Here is a 17,445-nt window from a genome sequence, read left to right on the forward strand (position 1 = left end):
TGCCCCTCCCCGAGGTCGGCCCGGCTGTGTGGGAATCCTCCTTCCCCCAACCGGCTCCAGCGGAACCCGAGTTGACGGAGCTATTACGGGCAGTGCGGTCAACTCCGGTCGCACGGCGGTCGCATTCGGGTCACGTACGGTCGCACGCGGACGCGGGACGCTCCCCCTCGGGCCCCCTCGGACCCCGCCGGGCCCCTTGTCGGGGCGGCCGGAGGGGTTCAGCGGGTCACCGGCTGGCCAGCGCCGCCCTGATCGACTCGTCGATCCCGGGGTACCGGAAGACGAAGCCGGACTCCAGCAGCCGGGCGGGGCGCACCCGCTGGCTGCCCAGCACGTCCTGGGCGAACTCGCCGAGGACCAGGCGCATGGCCGGAGCCGGTACGGCGAACACCGCCGGGCGGTGCAGGACCCGGCCCATCGCGGCCGTGACCTCGCGGTTGGTCAGGGGCTCGGGGGCGGTCAGGTTCACCGGGCCGGTGATCGCCGGGGTGTCGAGGACGTGGCGCAGGGCGGCGAGCTCGTCGTGCATCGAGATGTGCGACCAGTACTGGCGGCCGTTGCCGAGCCGGCCGCCGATCCCCGCCTTGAAGATCGGGAACAGCTTCCCCCAGGCCCCGCCCTCGGCCGCGACGACCAGCCCGGTACGGGCGAACACCGTCCGGACGCCGGCGTCCTGCGCGGGGGCCGCGGCCGCCTCCCACGCGATGCACACCTCGGGGAGGAAGCCCTCTCCCGCCGGGGCGCTCTCGTCGACCGCCCGGTCGCCGGTGTCGCCGTAGTAGCCGATGGCGGACCCGCAGACGAACACCTCCGGCGGCTCGGCCATGGCCGCGACGGCACGGGCCATGGCGGCCGTGCCGTTGACCCGGCTGTCGCGGATCTCCCGCTTGTACGCGTCCGTCCACCGGTGGTCCCCGACACCGGCCCCGGCCAGGTGCACGACGGCTTGGCAGCCGGCGAGTCCGGCCGAGTCCACGTAGCCCCGCGCGGGGTCCCATCGCGCCTCGTCCGGAGCACCCGGCTCACGCCGGACGAACCGGATGACCTCATGTCCGTCGGCCTTCAGGGACCGCCCGAGGGCGCTGCCGATGAGCCCGGTGGCACCGGTGATCGCGATACGCATGGCCTCATCTTGGCAGCCGCGGCCACGATGCCGGGCCGTGCGCGCCGCGCGGGCCCGTTGCCGGGGGGCCGACCCCCCGTACGGGTCCGGGCGGAGCCCAGGGAACGCCGGAAGGGCGGGTAGGGGCGGGTAGGGGACAAGCCCCCGCAGGGCCGCCCACCCGCATCCGACCACCGGGCCCGTGTCAGGAAGACGCCCCGCCCAGCCAAGTGCCGACCGCGTAGGTCACGGCCATCGCGAGGGCGCCACCGGCGACGTTGCGCAGGACCGCCCGCGCCGCACCCGCCCCGCCCAGCCGTGCGCTGAGCACTCCGCACAGGGTCAGGGCCAGCAGTACCGCCCCCACCGTCACCGGCACCCGCCCCGACGGCCCCGGCAGCACGATCGCCAGCAGCGGCAGCAGGGCCCCCACCGTGAACGCCACCAGGCTCGCCAGTGCCGCGTGCCACGGATTGGCCAGTTCGTCGGGGTTGATGCCGAGCTCCACCCGCGCGTGGGCCCGTAGCGCGTCCCGTTCCGTCAGCTGCTCCGCCGCCTCCCGCGCCACCGACCTGCTCAGCCCCCGCTCCACCAGGAGCCCGGTCAGCTCCTCCAGCTCCTCCGCCGGGGATTCCGCCAGTTCCCGCCGCTCCAGGTCCAGCGCCGCCTTCTCGGAATCCCGCTGGGAGCTGACCGACACGTACTCCCCCGCCGCCATCGACAACGCTCCCGCCAGCAGCCCCGCCACGCCCGCCGCGAGGATCGCCGACCGCGAGGTCGTGGCCCCGGCGACGCCGACGACCAGGCCCGCCGTCGAGATGATCCCGTCGTTCGCGCCGAGCACCCCCGCGCGCAGCCAGTTCAGCCGGGTGCTGATCGCCGCGCTCTGCGTACCGCCGTCGGGGCCCGTGCCTGCGCCCGCGCCCATGCCCATGCCCGAGCCGCCGCCCGCGCCGCCGTCCGTCGTTTCCGTCACGCCCCCACTGTCGTGGCCTGCGCCGCCCGGGGCCACCCGGCGTGCGCGCCTTCCGTGCCGGTACCAGGGTGGAGGAGTGAGACGCGTACGCGAGGAGCCGGGCTGGCTCCGCGGGGCGCCGCCGCCGCTCTGGGCCCGGCTCGCGCCCGCGGTGGCGCTGTTCGTGCTGGTCTGCGCCCAGCGCGTCACCCCCGGCGATGTCGAGTTCGGCTACTTCCTGGCCGGGCTCCCCCCGGTGGCAGCCTTCGCGTACGGCGCCGCCGGCACCGCCGTCTTCGCCGGCGTGGTGCTCGTACTCCTCGGCCTGCCCGGCATCGGCATCGCGCACGCCCGCGGCTCCGACCTCGCCACCGTGGCCGCGATCGGCCTGCTGAGCGTGGTCGTGGCCTGGGTCCGAAAACGTCGTGACGCCCAGCTGATCAGCGTCCGGACCGTCGCGGAGGCCGCCCAGCTGGCGGTGCTGCCGCCCGTCCCCGAACGGGTCGGCCAGGTCCGCTGCTCCGGCCTCTACCGGGCGGCCCAGCGCGGCACCCTGGTGGGCGGCGACCTGTACGACGTCCGGGTCGGCCCGTTCGGCGTGCGCGCGGTGGTCGGCGACGTCCAGGGCCACGGCCTGGCCGCCGTCGGTACGGTCGCCTCGCTGCTCGGCGCCTTCCGGGAGGGGGTCCTGGACGACGCGGAGCTCACGGCGGTGGCGGCCCGGCTGGACCGACGGCTGCTGGCGGACGCGGCGGGCTCCGCGGTGGAGCACGCGGAGCTGTTCGCGACGGCCGTGCTGCTGGAGTTCCCGCCGGGGCTGGACCTCGTACGGATCGTGTCGTGCGGGCATCCCCCGCCCCTGCTGCTACGGGGCTTCGTGGTCTCGGAGCTCGACGTGGAGCCGGGGCCCCCGCTCGGCCTGGGGCTGGCCGGCCCGGCCCCGTCGCAGCCCACCGAGCTCCTGGTCCGACCCGGGGACCGGGTCCTGCTGTACACGGACGGGGTGACGGAGGCCCGCGACGCGGCGGGGAACTTCTACCCGCTGGCCGCGCGGGTGCCCGTACTGGCGACGGACCCGGCGGGGCTGGCGCAGGCGGTGTGGCGGGACCTGGCGTCCTTCAGCGGGGGCGGGCCGCGCGACGACGTGGCGCTGCTGGTGCTCTCCCCGGACGGCGCCCCCGACGGCGCGCACGGCACGCCGTGACGGCCGCGATAGCCGCCACCGCCGCCTCCACTGCTACCGCCATGACCACACGGCACCGATCATGTGATCAAACGATGACAACGACCCATTTGGGCCATCCTCCGTGCTTCGCTCGGTTTTCCGCTCCCCCCAGCACGGAAACCGAGGCCCACTCCATGCACGCACCGCGGAAGCACAACCAGCGAATCACGGCCGTCCTGGCGGCGGCGGGCGCCATGGCCCTGCTGACCGGAGCGATGGTGCTCGGCGCGGCCGGGCAGGAGGCGATGGCCCCCGACGCCGACTCGGCGCAGCACCAGGTGATCGAGGCCCCCGCCCGACTGAAGGCGAGCTCGGCCCTGCTCCACACGGCCGAGGACGAGGGCCAGGCCGTCATCAACGTCACCCTCGACGACGGACCGACCTCGCCTCAGAGCTGAGGGCCGAGAAGAGTCAGCCTCAGAACGGCGGCGACGGCCCACAGCGCCGGCAACGCGAACCACCACCGGCGCAGCCAGCCCACCTTCACGAACAGCCACGAGAGCAGTGTCGTCACGACGGTGCAGCAGAGGGCGGCACCCGCGGCGACGCCGCAGTTGGTCACGGCCTGCCGGTCCCAGGGGCCGTCCGGCTCGACCATGTAGGCGGTGAGCACGAAGTAGCACGTCACCAGGTGACCGAGAACGAGGACGGTGGCACACACCGCCGCACCGACCCGGCCCGTGGACTTCGACTGCGGCCCGCCGGACACCGCCGGTGCCGAACCTGCGCTTCCCGTCACTTCAGCGCCCCCTTCGCCCGGTCGGGCCTGCGGTCGAACCCCCGGCCACAGGCCTGGGCATCGTACGACCTCGCCGGCCGGTCGGCCCGGGTGGGCGACCGGCCGGTGGGGTGGTTACGCGGCTTCGCGGATGAAGGAACGGACCAGCTTGCAGGTGACGTTGGACGGCCGGTGGATGCCCGTGCGGACGGCCATCGCTCGGATCTTGCGGTTGGTGGCGCGCCGGACGTCATAGGTTCCCGAGTCGAGCAGGGATATCGCCAGCCGCATCGCCTTCAGCCGCCGGTTGTGGCTCTCGTACCACTCGCGGGGCAGCCCCGCCGGCAGCGGCTTCTTCTTGACGGTCTCGATGGTGCGCAGGGTCATGGCAGTGGCCATCTACAGCCTCCCAAACGGTAGTTGGCATCCTGTCCTTCTCCTTCGATTTTACCGGCGACCACTGACAAAGGACCTGGCCAGGCGCCGCCTCGCTAAGCTTGCGGGCATGGAGATCTGGATCAATCCGGCCTGTTCGAAGTGCCGCAGCGCGCTGACCCTGCTGGATGCGGAGGGCGCCGAGTACACCGTCCGCCGCTACCTGGAGGACGTGCCTTCCGAGGCCGAGATCCGCGAGGTCCTGGGCCGCCTGGGCCTGGAGCCGTGGGACATCACCCGCACCTCGGACCCGCTCGCCAAGGAGACCGGCGTACGGGACCTCCCGCGCGAGGAGACCGAAGCGGCCCGGGAGCGCTGGATCAGCCATCTGGCGGCGCACCCGAAGCTGATCCAGCGCCCGATCATCACGGCGCAGGACGGCACCGCGGTGGTGGCCCGGTCGGATGAGGCGGTCCGGGAGGCGATTTCGCGCAAGGGCTAGGGAGTGTCGGAGCGGAGGACGGAGCGTCAGCGCAGGGCCGTCATGACCGCGCCCCACTGGGCCGTGGTGGTTCCCGTCAGCGCGCACGACTGGGCGGCCGGGACGGTCCGGTAGGCGCTGGTCAGCCGGTAGGAGGACAGCTTGCTCTCCGGCAGCGCGGTCCACTCGGCCGCGAACGCCGGAGCGGTCCCGGTGTTGGTGCCCACCGCGCCGACCAGGAGGTCCCCCGCCGCGCAGTCGAGCCTGCTCGAACCGGTGCTGAAAGCGGTCCTGCCGGACTCGCCGTGGGCCTGCGCACGGCCCACGGCCCCACCGACCCCGCGGAACTCGTCCACCGTGACGTTGTACTTGCTCGCGTGCGGGTAGACCACGTGGATCGAGTCGGCCGTGGTGAGCGGACGCACGTGGAACGCGGCGAGGAGCATCGTCCGATGCCTGGAGCTGTCCGTCTCGTCGCCCACGATCCGGAACTCGTCCCCTCCGGTGTCCGTCACCTCGACCCGGCCGGGGCAGGTGCTCGTCAGCATCAGGCTGACGACGAGCGCGTCCCCCTCCGCCACCGGGGACACGACCGGCAGCACGAAATCGGTGCCGGACAGGATCTGCTGGTCCCCCGCGGGGCGCGCCACCCAAGCGGCGGGCGCCTTCGGTGACGTGGCCGACGAGGGTGCGGCACTGCTTCCCGTGGACGGGGCCGGCTTGGGCGACTTGGCCGGCGGCGCCGGGCTCGCGGACGGGCAGCCCTGCTCCTCCACCGGATAGCCCGCGTGCGCGGCGGCCGGGGTCGGGGGCGGGACCGTCGCGGCCATCGCCGCTGCTCCGAGGGCGGCGCCGAGGACCAGGGCCACGGTGTGGGTGACCGCCCGGCGCCACCTCGGGCCGCCGCGCCTTGGGCTCCGTACGGTCCGTGGGACCCGTAGGTCCTGGAGGCCCCGCGCGTCCACCCCCGGGGTCGGCTCCTCGGGAGCGGGGGCGGGGTCAGGGCCGGGACCGTGAACCGGGGTTGAGGCCTCCACCTCGATCGGGGTCAGGGGCGCCTGCGGGTCCCCGGCCGGGGCCGGGCCGGTGTGTCCGTCCGGGGACAGCCGGAGCCTCGTCCAGGCCTCCTTCCAGCGCGGCAGCGCCGCCTCCGGTACGCCGAAGGCCACGAGCAGCGCCCGGACCCGGTCCCACGGGGGCAGCGAGGGGCGTTCCGGTTGGAGGGCGTGCGCGATGGTGGTGTGCGGCAGTCCGGTGCGGCGCTGCAACTCCCGTAAGGACAGGCCTTCCACCGCTTTCAGCGCGCGCAGGGCCTCGATGAACCCGGCCACGGTGCGCAGCCGTCCCGGATCCGCCCCCTCCCGGCCGTCGCCGCCGCCGACGCTCCGACCCGGACTCTCCCGCTCCGAACTGGTCATGGCTCCCCCGCCGTCCGCGGCCCGCCACCGGATTCGGGCGTCCGAAGACGCCCGGGTCGGTCCGTGCCGATCCACGGACACCGTGCGGGCGGCCGGATCCTACGGCCGCCGCGCCGGGCCCCGAAATGGATCGACCGGCCATCTCTCCGGGCCGCGCTGGCCGAGAGCGGGCGGACCAAGGTCCTGCCGCCGCGGGACCCAGCCCGGCCGCGGACCCTTCGGCGCGGCAGGGGCCCCCTCCCCTCACACGGACCCCATCCCCCACCCCCTACGCTTGCCGAGGTCAGCCCAAACGGGGATGAATCGCACCCAAGGACCGCCCTCCGTGACCGAGCAGTCTCCGGAAACCCCCGCAGCGCCCCTCCTCCCCCCGCCCCGCCGGAACGCGGACTGGATGTTCGGCGGGGTGTACGGGACGGTCCTCGCATCCGGGCTGCTCGCCGCGCTCGACCAGAAGGGCGGGGACTACACGCCCTTCTACGACGCCAGCTGGGTCCTCGTCACCGCCGCCACCGCCGGGCTTGCGCACGGGTACTCGCACCACATGGCCACCCACCAGCCCGGTTCCGCCGGGCACCGGTGGCGGCTGCTGGGGCGGGCGCTGTGGAACGAGTGGCCGATGATCGCGGCCACCCTCCCCACCGTCCTGCTGCTGCTCGTCGCCGGGCTCACCGACTGGGACTCGCACGGGGTCACCGCGATCGGGCTCGGCCTGAACACGGCGATGCTGTTCGCCTGGGGCTGCTTCGTGGCCCTGCGGGTCGGCTACAAGCTCGGCTCCGCGCTCCTGATCGGCGTCGCCGACGCCACGATCGGGCTGGCCATCATCGTGGCCAACGCCCTCATCAAATAAGCGCGGCGCCCTCATCACATAGGCACCGCCCCCGTCGAACGGGCGCCGCCCCGTCACTCCGGCAGCTGGCCCTCCGCCTCCGCGAGGATCTCCGTCAGCCGGGCCCCGAACTCGGCGCCCCGCGTGTCCGGCACCCCGGTGCGGGCGGCCGTGAGCAGTGCGTCCAGGGCGCTGCCGTAGGCGCCCGGGACGTTGCTCCACTCCGGCAGGCCGAAGACGCCCTCGGCCCCGCGCAGCTCCAGGCCCACCCCGGCTGCGGCGCGCGGCGAGCTCAGGCTCAGGACGGCGGTGCTGGCCGCGCCGGAGGTGTGGCGCAGGGCCAGTTGGACCACGTCGGACGGGCCGCGGGTGGCGCTGACCGAGGTGACGTCACCGAGGACCGGGATGAGTACGGACAGGGCGTGCGGGCCCACGTCCCACAGCCCGCCCTTGGCCTTGCGCCAGGGCGAGTCGGCGTAGGCGCTGGGCTCGCCGTCGGGCGGGAAGACCGCGCCGAGCCAGTGGGCGGCGGCGGTGAACCAGCCCGAGCGCTCCGCCTGCTGCGTCACCCAGCCGGCGGTGGGCTCGGCGAAGCGGAGGGTTAGGAAGACGACGGAGGCGACCCCGTGTGCGACGACGGCGTCGGCGACCGCGCGGGCGTCGGCCGCGGTCGTGGCGACGGGCTTGTCTAGCAGCAGGTGGCATCCGGCGGCGGCCGCGCGGACGGCGAGCGGGGCCTGTACGTCGGGCGGCAGGGCGAAGGCCACGGCGTCACAGTCGGCGAACAGCGCGTCGGGGTCTTCGTACACCTTCACGCCGTACTGGCGTGCGAGCTCGGCCGCGGCTTCGGGCCGTCGGCCCCAGACTCCGGCGAACTCGGAGCCGGTGTGCGCGGCGAGGGCGGGGGCGTGGGTGCGGTGGGCCCAAGGGCCGGTCCCCAGCAGTCCGACACGGGGGCGCGGCCCGGAAGCGGCCCCTGCGGAACCGTCTTCGGTGGACTTCAAATCGTACGAAATGCTCACCTGCCCAGTCTGCCCCACCCGGACGGGTGCCCCGCGGCCAACCCGCACAGCCGCGCCCACCTGCGGCGTAAACCTCGGTAACACGGGGTTCACACACGGGCAACGGAAGAGAAATCGCGAGCGGGCACGCTGCGGTCTACACCGCAGTTCGGACATCGCCGTTCGAGACCGCAGTTCGACACCGCAGTTCGAAGACTGCAGCACACCACCGCAGCACCCGCAGAGTCTGCGCCGGAGCGACGCACCGAAGGATGGGGCCCGTGAGCTACAAGGCTGAGTACATCTGGATCGACGGAACCGAGCCGACGGCGAAGCTGCGCTCCAAGACGAAGATCATGGCGGACGGGGACGCCCTGCCGATCTGGGGCTTCGACGGTTCGAGCACCAACCAGGCCGAGGGCCACGCCTCCGACCGCGTGCTGCAGCCCGTGTTCACCTGCCCGGACCCGATCCGCGGCGGCGACCACGTCCTCGTCCTGTGCGAGGTCCTCAACATCGACATGACCCCGCACGAGTCGAACACCCGCGCGCAGCTGCGTCCGATCGCCGAGAAGTTCGCGGGCCAGGCCCCGATCTTCGGCATCGAGCAGGAGTACACCTTCTTCGACGGGACCCGCCCGCTCGGCTTCCCGGTCAACGGCTTCCCGGCCGCGCAGGGCGGCTACTACTGCGGCGTCGGCTCGGACGAGATCTTCGGCCGCGAGATCGTCGAGAAGCACCTGGACCACTGCCTCGCGGCGGGCCTGGCGATCTCCGGCATCAACGCCGAGGTCATGCCCGGACAGTGGGAGTTCCAGGTCGGCCCGGTCGGCCCGCTGGAGGTCTCCGACCAGCTGTGGATCGCGCGCTGGCTGCTCTACCGCACCGCCGAGGACTTCAACGTCTCCGCGACGCTGAACCCGAAGCCGGTCAAGGGCGACTGGAACGGCGCGGGCGCGCACACCAACTTCTCCACGAAGGCGATGCGCGAGGACTACCGCGCGATCATCTCCGCGGCCGAGTCGCTGGGCGAGGGCAGCAAGCCGCTGGACCACGTCAAGAACTACGGCGCGGGCATCGACGAGCGCCTGACCGGCCTGCACGAGACGGCCCCGTGGAACGAGTACAGCTACGGGGTCTCCGACCGCGGCGCCTCCGTCCGCATCCCGTGGCAGGTGGAGAAGGACGGCAAGGGCTACATCGAGGACCGCCGCCCGAACGCGAACGTGGACCCGTACGTGGTGACCCGCCTCATCACGGACACCTGCTGCACCGCCCTGGAGAAGGACGGCCTGGTCTGAGGACCTCCCGCTCCCGCTCCACCAGCACGACCCTGCGCCCGCCGAGCCCCCGTGGCCCGGCGGGCGCCGGCGTTTTCCACAGGGCAGGGCCCTCCCTGGCGCCCTGTCAGTCCCCTCTGGCACGGTGTCCGCATGCTGCCGATCAGAGTCCAGACCGCCCACGGCCGTTCCCACGAGCGCCCCGCGCTGCCCTTCCTGTCCGAACTGGTGGGGCGCCTCGACGCGGACGAGAACGATTTCCTCATAGTGGAGCGGCTGACGAGCGACCTGGAGGTCTACATCCAGGTCGCGTACGAGGGTGACGGCGGGTACCTGTTGGAGCACCGCGCCGGCGGTCACGACCGGCACTTCCAGACCCGCCTCCCCACCGCGACCGAGGTCGTGGAGGTCATGGCCCGCTGGGCCCGCGAGGAGGAGGGCTGGGACCTCGGCCCGGTCTGGAAGCGGCTCGAATTCCAAGCCGAGGAGCCGGCGGAGCCGCTGCCGCCCGAGGTGGAAGCGCAGTTGGAGCAGGTCGTACGGGGCTGGTTGCGCTGCGGCTACCACAGCCGGGCGACCCTCACCGAGAGCGCCGAGGACCACCTGGTCGACGGCACGGTCCGGCCGGTGTCCCGGCAGCAGGCCGCGCAGCTGGTGAACCGGCTCTGGCGGGAGCGGGTGGCCGAGCAGGCCGACTGGGTGGGCGAGACCGACCCGGAGCGCCTCGCGCGGGCCTTCGCCGCGCTCGGCGAGGCCGGACTCACCGCGCGGGAGAACTTCACCTGTTGCCGCAGCTGCGGTACGGCGGAGATCTGGGGGGACGGCGCCAAGGACGCCCGCGGGTTCGTCTTCTTCCACAGCCAGTGCACCGAGGGCGCCGCCGACGGCGGGGACCTGTACCTCCTCTACGGGGGCTTCGCCCCGGATGGCGACGCGGCCGACGAAGGCGCCGACGAGGCGAGGACCGTAGCCGTGGGACGGGAGGTCGTGGCCGCCCTGGACGCGGTGGGGCTGGAGTGGCAGTGGGACGGATCTGCCCACGATGCGATACAGGTGACCGGACTGGACTGGCGGAGGCGGCTGAACGGCTGAAGGTTTGTCGGGATTGTGACGGTCCGTTCATGGAGTGATCGCGGAATATGGGATTCCAATCCAGCACGTGAGACGAGGTCTGCCTTGGCGCCCGTACATCTGCTTGAATGGGCGCATGGCCAGCCACTCGCACACCTCGATCGGTCGCAGCGACCTCGAGCCGTTCTGGCCTTCCCGTCAGGATCACGATTTCGACCGGGTGTGTTGCCGCGCGAAGAACGCGCCGGCCCTCTAAAGCCTCCGGGACCTCCTCACAGACCTCCCCCGAGGCCTTCGGTCTGCGCGGTACGACACAAGACGACGCCTGCACGTACGTCTCCTGCCGACTACTCCGCGTGAAAGAGCTGACCACTCATGGCAAACACCCGTTCCTTCGCCCCTGCCTCCTCCGCTGCGACCTCTCCCCTGACCTACCCGAACTTCCCCCCCAGTCCGCGCCACCGCCTGCGGTCCGTGGACCGGGACGAGGTGGCCCGCGTCGTGGACCTCCTCCCGCCCGGCGCCACCTGGCTGCCGGCCCCGCAGCACACCCTGCCCACCCTGCCGGGCCAGCCGCCGATGGTCGGCTACCTGGTCCTCGTACCGGCCGATCAGCAGCCGATCGCCTTCGCCCCCCAGTCCGTTCCCGCCGCCCAGGCCGGACCCGAGGGTGATTCCACCATCGCCGGGGACGCCCTGGTCCGCATCGACCCGTCACAGCGCACCGCCGAGGTGGACGGCCAGGTCCTGGACCTGACCTACCTGGAGTTCGAGCTGCTGGCCCACCTGGTCGCCAACCCGCACCGGGTGCACAGCCGGGACCAGTTGGTGACCACCGTCTGGGGCTACGGCCACGTCGGTGACGGCCGTACCGTCGACGTCCACGTCGCCCGGCTGCGCCGCAAGCTCGGCACGGCCCACCGCGGCGCGATCCAGACCGTGCGCCGGGTGGGGTACAAGTACGCCCCCTGAGCCCCCGCATGACACCCGGCGCACGCGGCAAGACCTATGACGGGTGGGCCCGTACTCACGAGGGGGAGTACGGGCCCACGCGCATGCCCGGCCCGCCGGACCGGACGCGACCCGCTAGACCCCCTCGGCCTTCCGCGACCGGCGCGTCGCCGCGAAGCCCAGCAGCACGTCGACCGCCAGGAACGCCACCAGGCTGATCCCGAGCAGCGGCAGGAACCAGCCCACGACCGCCGTGGCCGCGGCCAGCGGCAGCAGCAGCGCCACCGGCAGCTTCCGCCAGGCCCCGCGCGGCTGCGGGCGTCCGGCCGAGAGCCTGCGCTCCTTCGTCGGGCGGCGCAGCCACCACATGCGGTAGCCCCAGACGATCGTGCACATCAGCAGCACCGCCAGCAGGGCCAGCGCCAGCTGGTTGACGAGCCCGAAGGTCAGGCCCATGTGCAGGTCGATGCCGAAGCGGGTGAGCTGGGCGAGCAACGGGTAGTCGGCGAAGCGGAGTTCGTCGATGGCCCGACCGTCGGCGGGGTCGATCGAGACCGCGTCCAGGTGCACCGGCACCTGCTTGTCCTGCTCCTTGATCACGTACCCCTTGCCCTTGGCGGGCAGGGTGATCCGCAGGTACTCGGTGACCCCGGCGGATTCGGCCAGCACCACCGCCTGGTCGATGTCCACGTTGTCGACGGGGGCCGGAGGCATCTCCATCCCCTCCATGCCTTCGGTCATGACATGGCCGGCGTGGTCCCCGCCCGCGGCGCCGGCCGCGGAGCCGCCGACCGTGGCGGAGACGGCCGGGGTGGCCCCGCCGAGGCTGTCCTTGAGCTCTCCGACGTTCTCGCCGGCGTGCTTCGACCAGGTCAGGCCGGTGGCGGAGAGGCCGACGAGGCCGACGGCGAGCCAGACGCCGACCGATCCGTGCCAGGACAGCGTCCGGCGCCGGCCGGTCGCTGCCCGGTCGGGAAGGACCAGCAGCGCCTTACGGGTGCGCCTGCGGCCGATCCACAGCGCGAGCCCGCCCAGGGCGACGACCCACAGCCAGCTCGCGGCGAGCTCGCTGTAGTTCCGCCCGAACTCCCCCAGCTGGAGGCTGGCGTGGAACTCGCTCAGCCAGGCCCGCAGGGGCAGCGCGTCGCCGACGGTGGTGAGCTTCCCGCGCACCTCGGCCGTATACGGATCGACGAACACCGTGAGGGTCTCGCCCTCGGCGAGTCCCGGGCTCTCCATGATCACCCGGGTGGTGGCATCCGCCTCGGGTGCGGGCCACACGGCGGTCACCGTGCCCTGGGGCGCGGCCCTCTTCGCCGCGGCGACCTGGGAGCCGAGCGTCAGCGTGCTGTCGCCGACGCCGTCGACCGTCAGCTGGTCGGAGTAGAGGATCTTCTCGGCCTGCCAGGAACCCGCGTAGAGCAGCCCGGTGGCGGCGGCGAGGAACAGCAGCGGGGCTATCAGCACCCCGGCGTAGAAGTGCAGCCGCAGGAGCAGCGGCCGCAGCGCGGCCCAGGTGCCGGGCCCGCGGCCGGGGCTAGCGGGCGCCGTTTCGGGCGCGGCGTCGGGCGTGGCATCGGGTGCGGAGCCGTCGGGCGTGGTGTCGAGCTGGCCGGCGCCCGCGGCGCGGGCCCCCCTGGCCTGGTCGAAAGACATGGGTGTCCTAGGTATTGGCGAAGACGTGGCAGACATGGGTGACCGGCCCCAGGTCTCGCCGCCTCACCAAGGAGGTGCGCCGTTCGGTCAGGCGCGGACAGGACGGCCGGGGGCCGTGATACGGATCCGGGCCGGCCGGGGCGGCCCGCGCCGCTCGGCGGTGTGCGCGTGCACGGCCCCGCGCAGGGTGCGCGGCCGCTCGTACCGGGGACGGAGGGCAGGCCTCGGCGGTACGGGGGCCACGCGCGTGCGCAGCAGGGCGAGGACCCGGGAGAGCGGCCGGGCGGCGAGCAGCGCTCCGACCGCGAGGACGGCGGCGAGCCGGAAGACGGCCGCCTCGCCCCAGGCCAGCCAGGCCGCGCAGAACAGTCCGGCGAGGACGTGCGCGGCGATCATGCCGAGGCCGTCGTGGGCGTGCCCGGCCATCGCCGCGCCCATGTCCATGCCCATGTCCATGCCTGAGGCCATGTCCATGCCCGAGCTCATGTCCATCGCGTCCATGTCGTGCGTACCCGCCGCACCCATGGACCCCATGTGCCCCATCGATCCCGCCGACCCCATCGCCCCCGCATCCGTGGACGCCGAGAAGACCAGGTGCAGGACCGCCTGCACACCGAGCAGCGCCGAGCCGATCGAGAGCGGTCCGCGGCGCCGTCCGGCGCCGAGCCAGGCGAGTCCGCCGGTCAGCCCGAATGCGGACAGAAGCCCCAGTGCGGGAATGTCCGTACCGGACATGTACGAATGCCCCACGGCACCCAGTGCGGCAGCCACCGCCGCGAACATCGCGGCCCGGGCGGCGCGCAGTGGCACGGGGCTGGGTGGCATTACCGGGAAATGCTGCCATGGATACCCGCCTCGCCCGACGCGCGGGGGTGTCCGATCATGACCAGGTGAACTCACTGCGCTGGAAGGTGCCGCTGGGCGCCGTGTACACGGGCGGGGTCCAGCTGGGGGCGTACGCCCTGGAACGGCTGGATCCGGCGGCCCGCGAGCGGGTGCTGCGCGCCTGCTCGACCAATGCCGACAACCTCGATGCGGGCCGCTGGGAGACCCTGCCGGCCAGCGCGTTCCTCGTCGAGGAGCCGATGCCGCTGCCGTACGCGCTGCTGCTGACGGCGGTCCTCGGCTACTGCGAATACGCGTACGGGGCCTGGTGGACGGCCGCCGCCTTCCTGTTCGGGCACGGCGCGGCGACCCTGCTGGTCTACGAGGTGCTGCGCAGGACGGCCGGTCCGCGGACCCGGCGGGCGGTGGACGTGGGCACGAGCTACGGGTTCAACGCCGTGCTCGGCGTGCTGACCTCGGCGCTGCCGCGCGGGCCGGTGCGCACGGCCGCCCGGGCGGGGCTGCTGGCGCTCGCGGTGCGGCCCGTCCTCATGCGGGGCCGGACCTTCACGGACGCCGGGCACCTGGTGGCGCTGGGGCTCGGACTGGGGGTGTCCGTGGCCGCCGATTACCTTTCCGGAGCGAAATCTCCGAAAATCGTATGGATGACACGCGTCACCTCCTGAATTCACGTGCCCCATGTGAATCCACCGCCACGCCAACGCTGGAGTCGCCAAGATGACCGCCACCCCCGCCACGACCGTCGCCAACCTCCGCGACCTCGGCGGCACCCCGCTCTCCGGCGGCCGCACGGTCCGCCCCGGCCTGGTGCTCCGCTCCGGCCAGCTCGACCGGCTCGACGTGGACAGCGACCCGGCGGTGGCCGCGCTGGGCCTGCGTACGGTCATCGACTTCCGCACCGACGCCGAGCGCGCCGACCACCCCGACCGGGTGCCGGCCGATGCCCGGCTGCTCATAGCCGACGTCCTGGCCGACAAGATGAGCTCCGGCCCGGCCGGCATGCCCGTCGCCGCGCAGCTCAAGGACCTGCTGTCCGACCCGGCGGTCGCCGAGGAGCACCTGGGCGGCGGCAAGGCGCAGGCGCTGTTCGGCGGCGTCTACCGTTCGCTGGTGAGCTCCGCATCCGCGCAGGCCTCGTACCGGACGCTGCTCACCGAGCTCGCCGACCCGCGGTCGGGCCCGCTGCTCTTCCACTGCACGGCGGGCAAGGACCGTACGGGCTGGGGCGCGACCGTCGTCCTGTCGCTGCTCGGCGCCGACGACGAGACGCTGATGAGCGAGTACCTGTCGGTCAACCCGGCGGTGCGCCAGGCCTTCGCCCCGATGATCGAGGGGTTCACGGCGGCGGGCGGGGACCCGGACATCGCGCTGGCCCTGATCGGCGTCTTCCCCTCCTACCTGGAGGCGGCGATGGACGAGGTGAACACCCGCTACGGCTCGATGGAGAAGTACGTGCGCGAGGGCCTGGGCATTTCCGACGAGACGGTCGAGGCGCTGCGCGCCCGCCTCATCGACTAGACGTCACCACGCCGAGGGACGGGTCGATCCGAACGCGTGCACTGGCGACGGGTGACCATCCGACCATTCGCTCGTTCTGCTGAATGTGACTGCGCCGGATACCGCCACCCGCCCCCTCTCGCCCGACGTCGAGCAGGCCGAGGCCGCCATCGTCGAGCACTATCCGCGGCTGGTGCGGCTGGCCTACCTGGTGCTGCCGCCCGCCCTCGGCCGCAACCGCCGGGTCCTCACCGCCCACTCGCTGGCCCAGCGCGCCCTGCCGCGCGGCCGCCGGGACGGGGCGGTCGCCGCCCAGGCCGCGGTGCAGGGCGGGGTTCCCGGGCAGCGGGGCGGGGCGGGTCCCGAGTCCGGGTACGCGTACGTACGGCTGCGCGTGCTGCGGGCCGCCCTGGAGGCCGGGATCCCGCTGACCTTCCGCGCGCTGCCCCGGCGGGCCCAACTGCCGCCGCTGCTCCCCCAGGTGTGGGGGCTGCGGCTGTTCCCGCGCTCGGGCGGCGCCGAGGAGCTGGCGCTCGACCAGTGGCTGGCCACCCTCGACGGGCCGGGGCGGGCCGCCTGTGTCCTGCGGGCGCTGGAGCGGCTGCCCGAGGCGGAGGTGCTGCGGGTGCTGGCGGAGGCCGGGGTCGTGAATCCAGCCGCCGCCGTCGCCGAGTCCGGGGATCCGGGGACCGACGAGCTGTTCGCCTCCCCCGAGTTCGATCCGTGCGTGCTCCAGGCCCGGCCCACCGATCTGCTGCGCCGACGCCGCTTCGCGCGGGCCGGGATCGCCGCCGGGGCCGCCCTCGTGGTGTGCGGGGCGCTGCTCGCCCTGCCCGGCGGGGGCTGGGGGGCCGACGGGGCCGCGGCCCCGCTGTACGCGAAGAACGCGGCGGCAGAGCAGGCCCTGGATCCCGGGCAGCTGGTCCGGGCCGCGCCGGGGGCCTGGCGCACGTCCTCCCGTACCGACTACTCCGCCTGGCCCGCGCGCGGGGACCGGGCCGACGACACCGCCCTGCTGCGGCGGGCGCTGGCCGTCTGGGCCCGGCCCGGCCGCTCGGTGGTCGTCTCGGCCACCCCCGGCACCCCGTCGGGTCCGCCGATGGGGCCGCCGCAGCTGCTGTTCGCCGGGACCGTCGACCAGGCCGTCGTGGTGCTGCTCTACGACGGGCTGCGCGTGGCCCGGTACGCGGAACCGCGCTCCGGCACCGAGATCGCGGCCCTGGACTTCGCCCGGACCGACGGCGCCTCCGCGGACACGGCGACCGCGCTCGTACTCAGCCGGGTCGACGGCAACGTCCGCTACCTGGCGGCGCCCTGGGTGACGGGGGCCGCGCTGCGGGACCTGCTCAAGCCGGGCGAAGCCCCCTCCGAGCTGAAGCTGACGCCGGGCGGGATGACTCCGCCGGTGCCCAGCCCGGCCCCCGACGGGACCTGCACCAGCTGGAACGCGCTGGCCCTGACCGGCGACGGCGCGACCCGGCTGATCACCGACCTGGGCGAGCTGACCCCGGCCCGGCTGACCTCGGGGGCGCCGGGCGCCGAGCGGAACGTGACGGAGGGCGCGGAGCTGGGCGACTGGTCGCGGATCGCCTGCCTGCTGCCTTCGGTGCGTTCGCACGGGGTGCGCACGGTCAACGCGTGGACGTACGCGAAGCAGCCGCTGCCCGAGGGCGACGGCTCGGCGACCTGGCTGTGCACGCGGGCGGAGACTTGGCAGGGCACGGCGGACCGGGTGCAGGCGCAGTTCCTGGCCCCGGGGGCTCCGTTGGCGGCGCAGGCCGCCAAGGCGGAGGGCTCGCCGGCGTGCGGGGCGCGCGAGCCCCGGGTGCTGGCCGGGGTGCTGTGGAAGTCGAAGGCCGGGCAGTGGTACGTCCTGGCCGCGGGCAGTGCGCAGTTCGCCTCGCTGACGGTGGGCGGCGGCCAGGTGAGCGGGTCCGCGGTGGGCAACCGGCTGGCGGTGAAGGCTCCGGCGGGGGCGCAGGTGGAGCTGTCGGGCAAGCTGACGGACGGCTCGAAGGCGGGGGTGCTGCGGTAGTC

Annotated in this window: 18 protein-coding genes; 10 read left to right on the top strand and 8 right to left on the bottom strand. The window is 73.8% G+C overall.

All coding sequences use genetic code 11. The features are described 5' to 3' along the window. Window positions 1–226: 226 nt before the first annotated feature. Together OG490_RS10935 and OG490_RS10940 are read right to left on the bottom strand one after the other, a co-directional pair. Entirely contained in the window at window positions 227–1,123 is an 897-nt protein-coding gene (locus OG490_RS10935; protein ID WP_330296089.1) for a TIGR01777 family oxidoreductase, read from the bottom strand. Window positions 1,124–1,307: 184 nt separating this feature from the next. Beyond that, window positions 1,308–2,030 (bottom strand): VIT1/CCC1 transporter family protein, encoded by a 723-nt coding sequence (locus OG490_RS10940; protein ID WP_330300877.1) that lies wholly within the window; start codon window positions 2,028–2,030, stop codon window positions 1,308–1,310. Between the two features lie 124 nt (window positions 2,031–2,154). Between OG490_RS10940 and OG490_RS10945 the strand changes: the two genes are divergently transcribed. Continuing rightward, complete coding sequence (locus OG490_RS10945) at window positions 2,155–3,261, top strand: PP2C family protein-serine/threonine phosphatase (protein ID WP_330296090.1); 1,107 nt, start codon at window positions 2,155–2,157, stop codon at window positions 3,259–3,261. Between the two features lie 155 nt (window positions 3,262–3,416). Next, complete coding sequence (locus OG490_RS10950) at window positions 3,417–3,680, top strand: hypothetical protein (RefSeq protein ID WP_330296091.1); 264 nt, start codon at window positions 3,417–3,419, stop codon at window positions 3,678–3,680. On the opposite strand, the gene OG490_RS10955 is transcribed toward OG490_RS10950, so the two are convergent. Together OG490_RS10955 and OG490_RS10960 are read right to left on the bottom strand one after the other, a co-directional pair. Beyond that, window positions 3,671–4,021 (bottom strand): hypothetical protein, encoded by a 351-nt coding sequence (locus tag OG490_RS10955; RefSeq protein WP_330296092.1) that lies wholly within the window; start codon window positions 4,019–4,021, stop codon window positions 3,671–3,673. The genes OG490_RS10950 and OG490_RS10955 overlap by 10 nt on opposite strands. Window positions 4,022–4,135: 114 nt before the next feature. Further along, window positions 4,136–4,399 carry a hypothetical protein gene (locus OG490_RS10960; RefSeq protein ID WP_330296093.1) on the bottom strand — a complete coding sequence of 88 codons (264 nt, stop codon included), beginning with the start codon at window positions 4,397–4,399 and terminating at the stop codon, window positions 4,136–4,138. A 106-nt stretch (window positions 4,400–4,505) separates the two neighbouring features. Here OG490_RS10960 and OG490_RS10965 point away from each other — a divergent pair, with 106 nt between their 5' ends. Further along, window positions 4,506–4,877: an ArsC/Spx/MgsR family protein gene (locus OG490_RS10965; protein WP_330296094.1), complete on the top strand. Its 372-nt coding sequence runs from the start codon at window positions 4,506–4,508 to the stop codon at window positions 4,875–4,877. 26 nt (window positions 4,878–4,903) lie between these two features. Here OG490_RS10965 and OG490_RS10970 read toward each other — a convergent pair whose 3' ends face one another. Continuing rightward, window positions 4,904–6,274 (bottom strand): helix-turn-helix domain-containing protein, encoded by a 1,371-nt coding sequence (locus OG490_RS10970; RefSeq protein WP_330296095.1) that lies wholly within the window; start codon window positions 6,272–6,274, stop codon window positions 4,904–4,906. 325 nt (window positions 6,275–6,599) lie between these two features. On the opposite strand from OG490_RS10970, the gene OG490_RS10975 reads away from it, so the two are divergent. Further along, a complete protein-coding gene (locus OG490_RS10975) occupies window positions 6,600–7,127 on the top strand; it encodes a hypothetical protein (RefSeq protein ID WP_330296096.1) in 528 nt (175 codons plus the stop codon). A gap of 53 nt (window positions 7,128–7,180) precedes the next feature. Here OG490_RS10975 and OG490_RS10980 read toward each other — a convergent pair whose 3' ends face one another. After that, entirely contained in the window at window positions 7,181–8,122 is a 942-nt protein-coding gene (locus OG490_RS10980) for a Gfo/Idh/MocA family protein (protein ID WP_443065946.1), read from the bottom strand. A gap of 266 nt (window positions 8,123–8,388) precedes the next feature. On the opposite strand from OG490_RS10980, the gene glnII reads away from it, so the two are divergent. From glnII to OG490_RS10995, 3 genes are all read left to right on the top strand, one after another. Beyond that, on the top strand, window positions 8,389–9,408 hold the full coding sequence (gene glnII, locus OG490_RS10985; protein ID WP_330296097.1) for a glutamine synthetase: 1,020 nt from the start codon (window positions 8,389–8,391) through the stop codon (window positions 9,406–9,408). 132 nt (window positions 9,409–9,540) lie between these two features. Beyond that, window positions 9,541–10,479 (top strand): DUF6891 domain-containing protein, encoded by a 939-nt coding sequence (locus OG490_RS10990; RefSeq protein ID WP_330296098.1) that lies wholly within the window; start codon window positions 9,541–9,543, stop codon window positions 10,477–10,479. A 354-nt stretch (window positions 10,480–10,833) separates the two neighbouring features. Further along, complete coding sequence (locus OG490_RS10995) at window positions 10,834–11,430, top strand: winged helix-turn-helix domain-containing protein (protein WP_330296099.1); 597 nt, start codon at window positions 10,834–10,836, stop codon at window positions 11,428–11,430. Window positions 11,431–11,544: 114 nt separating this feature from the next. Here OG490_RS10995 and OG490_RS11000 read toward each other — a convergent pair whose 3' ends face one another. Together OG490_RS11000 and OG490_RS11005 are read right to left on the bottom strand one after the other, a co-directional pair. After that, window positions 11,545–13,065 carry a PepSY-associated TM helix domain-containing protein gene (locus tag OG490_RS11000; protein WP_330296100.1) on the bottom strand — a complete coding sequence of 507 codons (1,521 nt, stop codon included), beginning with the start codon at window positions 13,063–13,065 and terminating at the stop codon, window positions 11,545–11,547. An 87-nt stretch (window positions 13,066–13,152) separates the two neighbouring features. Then, window positions 13,153–13,890: a hypothetical protein gene (locus tag OG490_RS11005; protein WP_330296101.1), complete on the bottom strand. Its 738-nt coding sequence runs from the start codon at window positions 13,888–13,890 to the stop codon at window positions 13,153–13,155. Between the two features lie 65 nt (window positions 13,891–13,955). On the opposite strand from OG490_RS11005, the gene OG490_RS11010 reads away from it, so the two are divergent. The 3 genes from OG490_RS11010 to OG490_RS11020 all read left to right on the top strand — a co-directional run bounded on the left by OG490_RS11010 (window position 13,956) and on the right by OG490_RS11020 (window position 17,443). Further along, entirely contained in the window at window positions 13,956–14,576 is a 621-nt protein-coding gene (locus OG490_RS11010) for a rhomboid-like protein (protein ID WP_330296102.1), read from the top strand. Window positions 14,577–14,628: 52 nt separating this feature from the next. Continuing rightward, window positions 14,629–15,429, top strand: coding sequence for a tyrosine-protein phosphatase (locus tag OG490_RS11015; protein ID WP_330296103.1), 801 nt, complete (start codon window positions 14,629–14,631; stop codon window positions 15,427–15,429). Between the two features lie 85 nt (window positions 15,430–15,514). Continuing rightward, window positions 15,515–17,443 carry a hypothetical protein gene (locus OG490_RS11020; protein ID WP_443065788.1) on the top strand — a complete coding sequence of 643 codons (1,929 nt, stop codon included), beginning with the start codon at window positions 15,515–15,517 and terminating at the stop codon, window positions 17,441–17,443. Window positions 17,444–17,445: the final 2 nt, after the last annotated feature.

The organism is Streptomyces sp. NBC_00503 (genome assembly GCF_036346895.1).
Classification (GTDB): Bacteria; Actinomycetota; Actinomycetes; order Streptomycetales; family Streptomycetaceae; genus Streptomyces.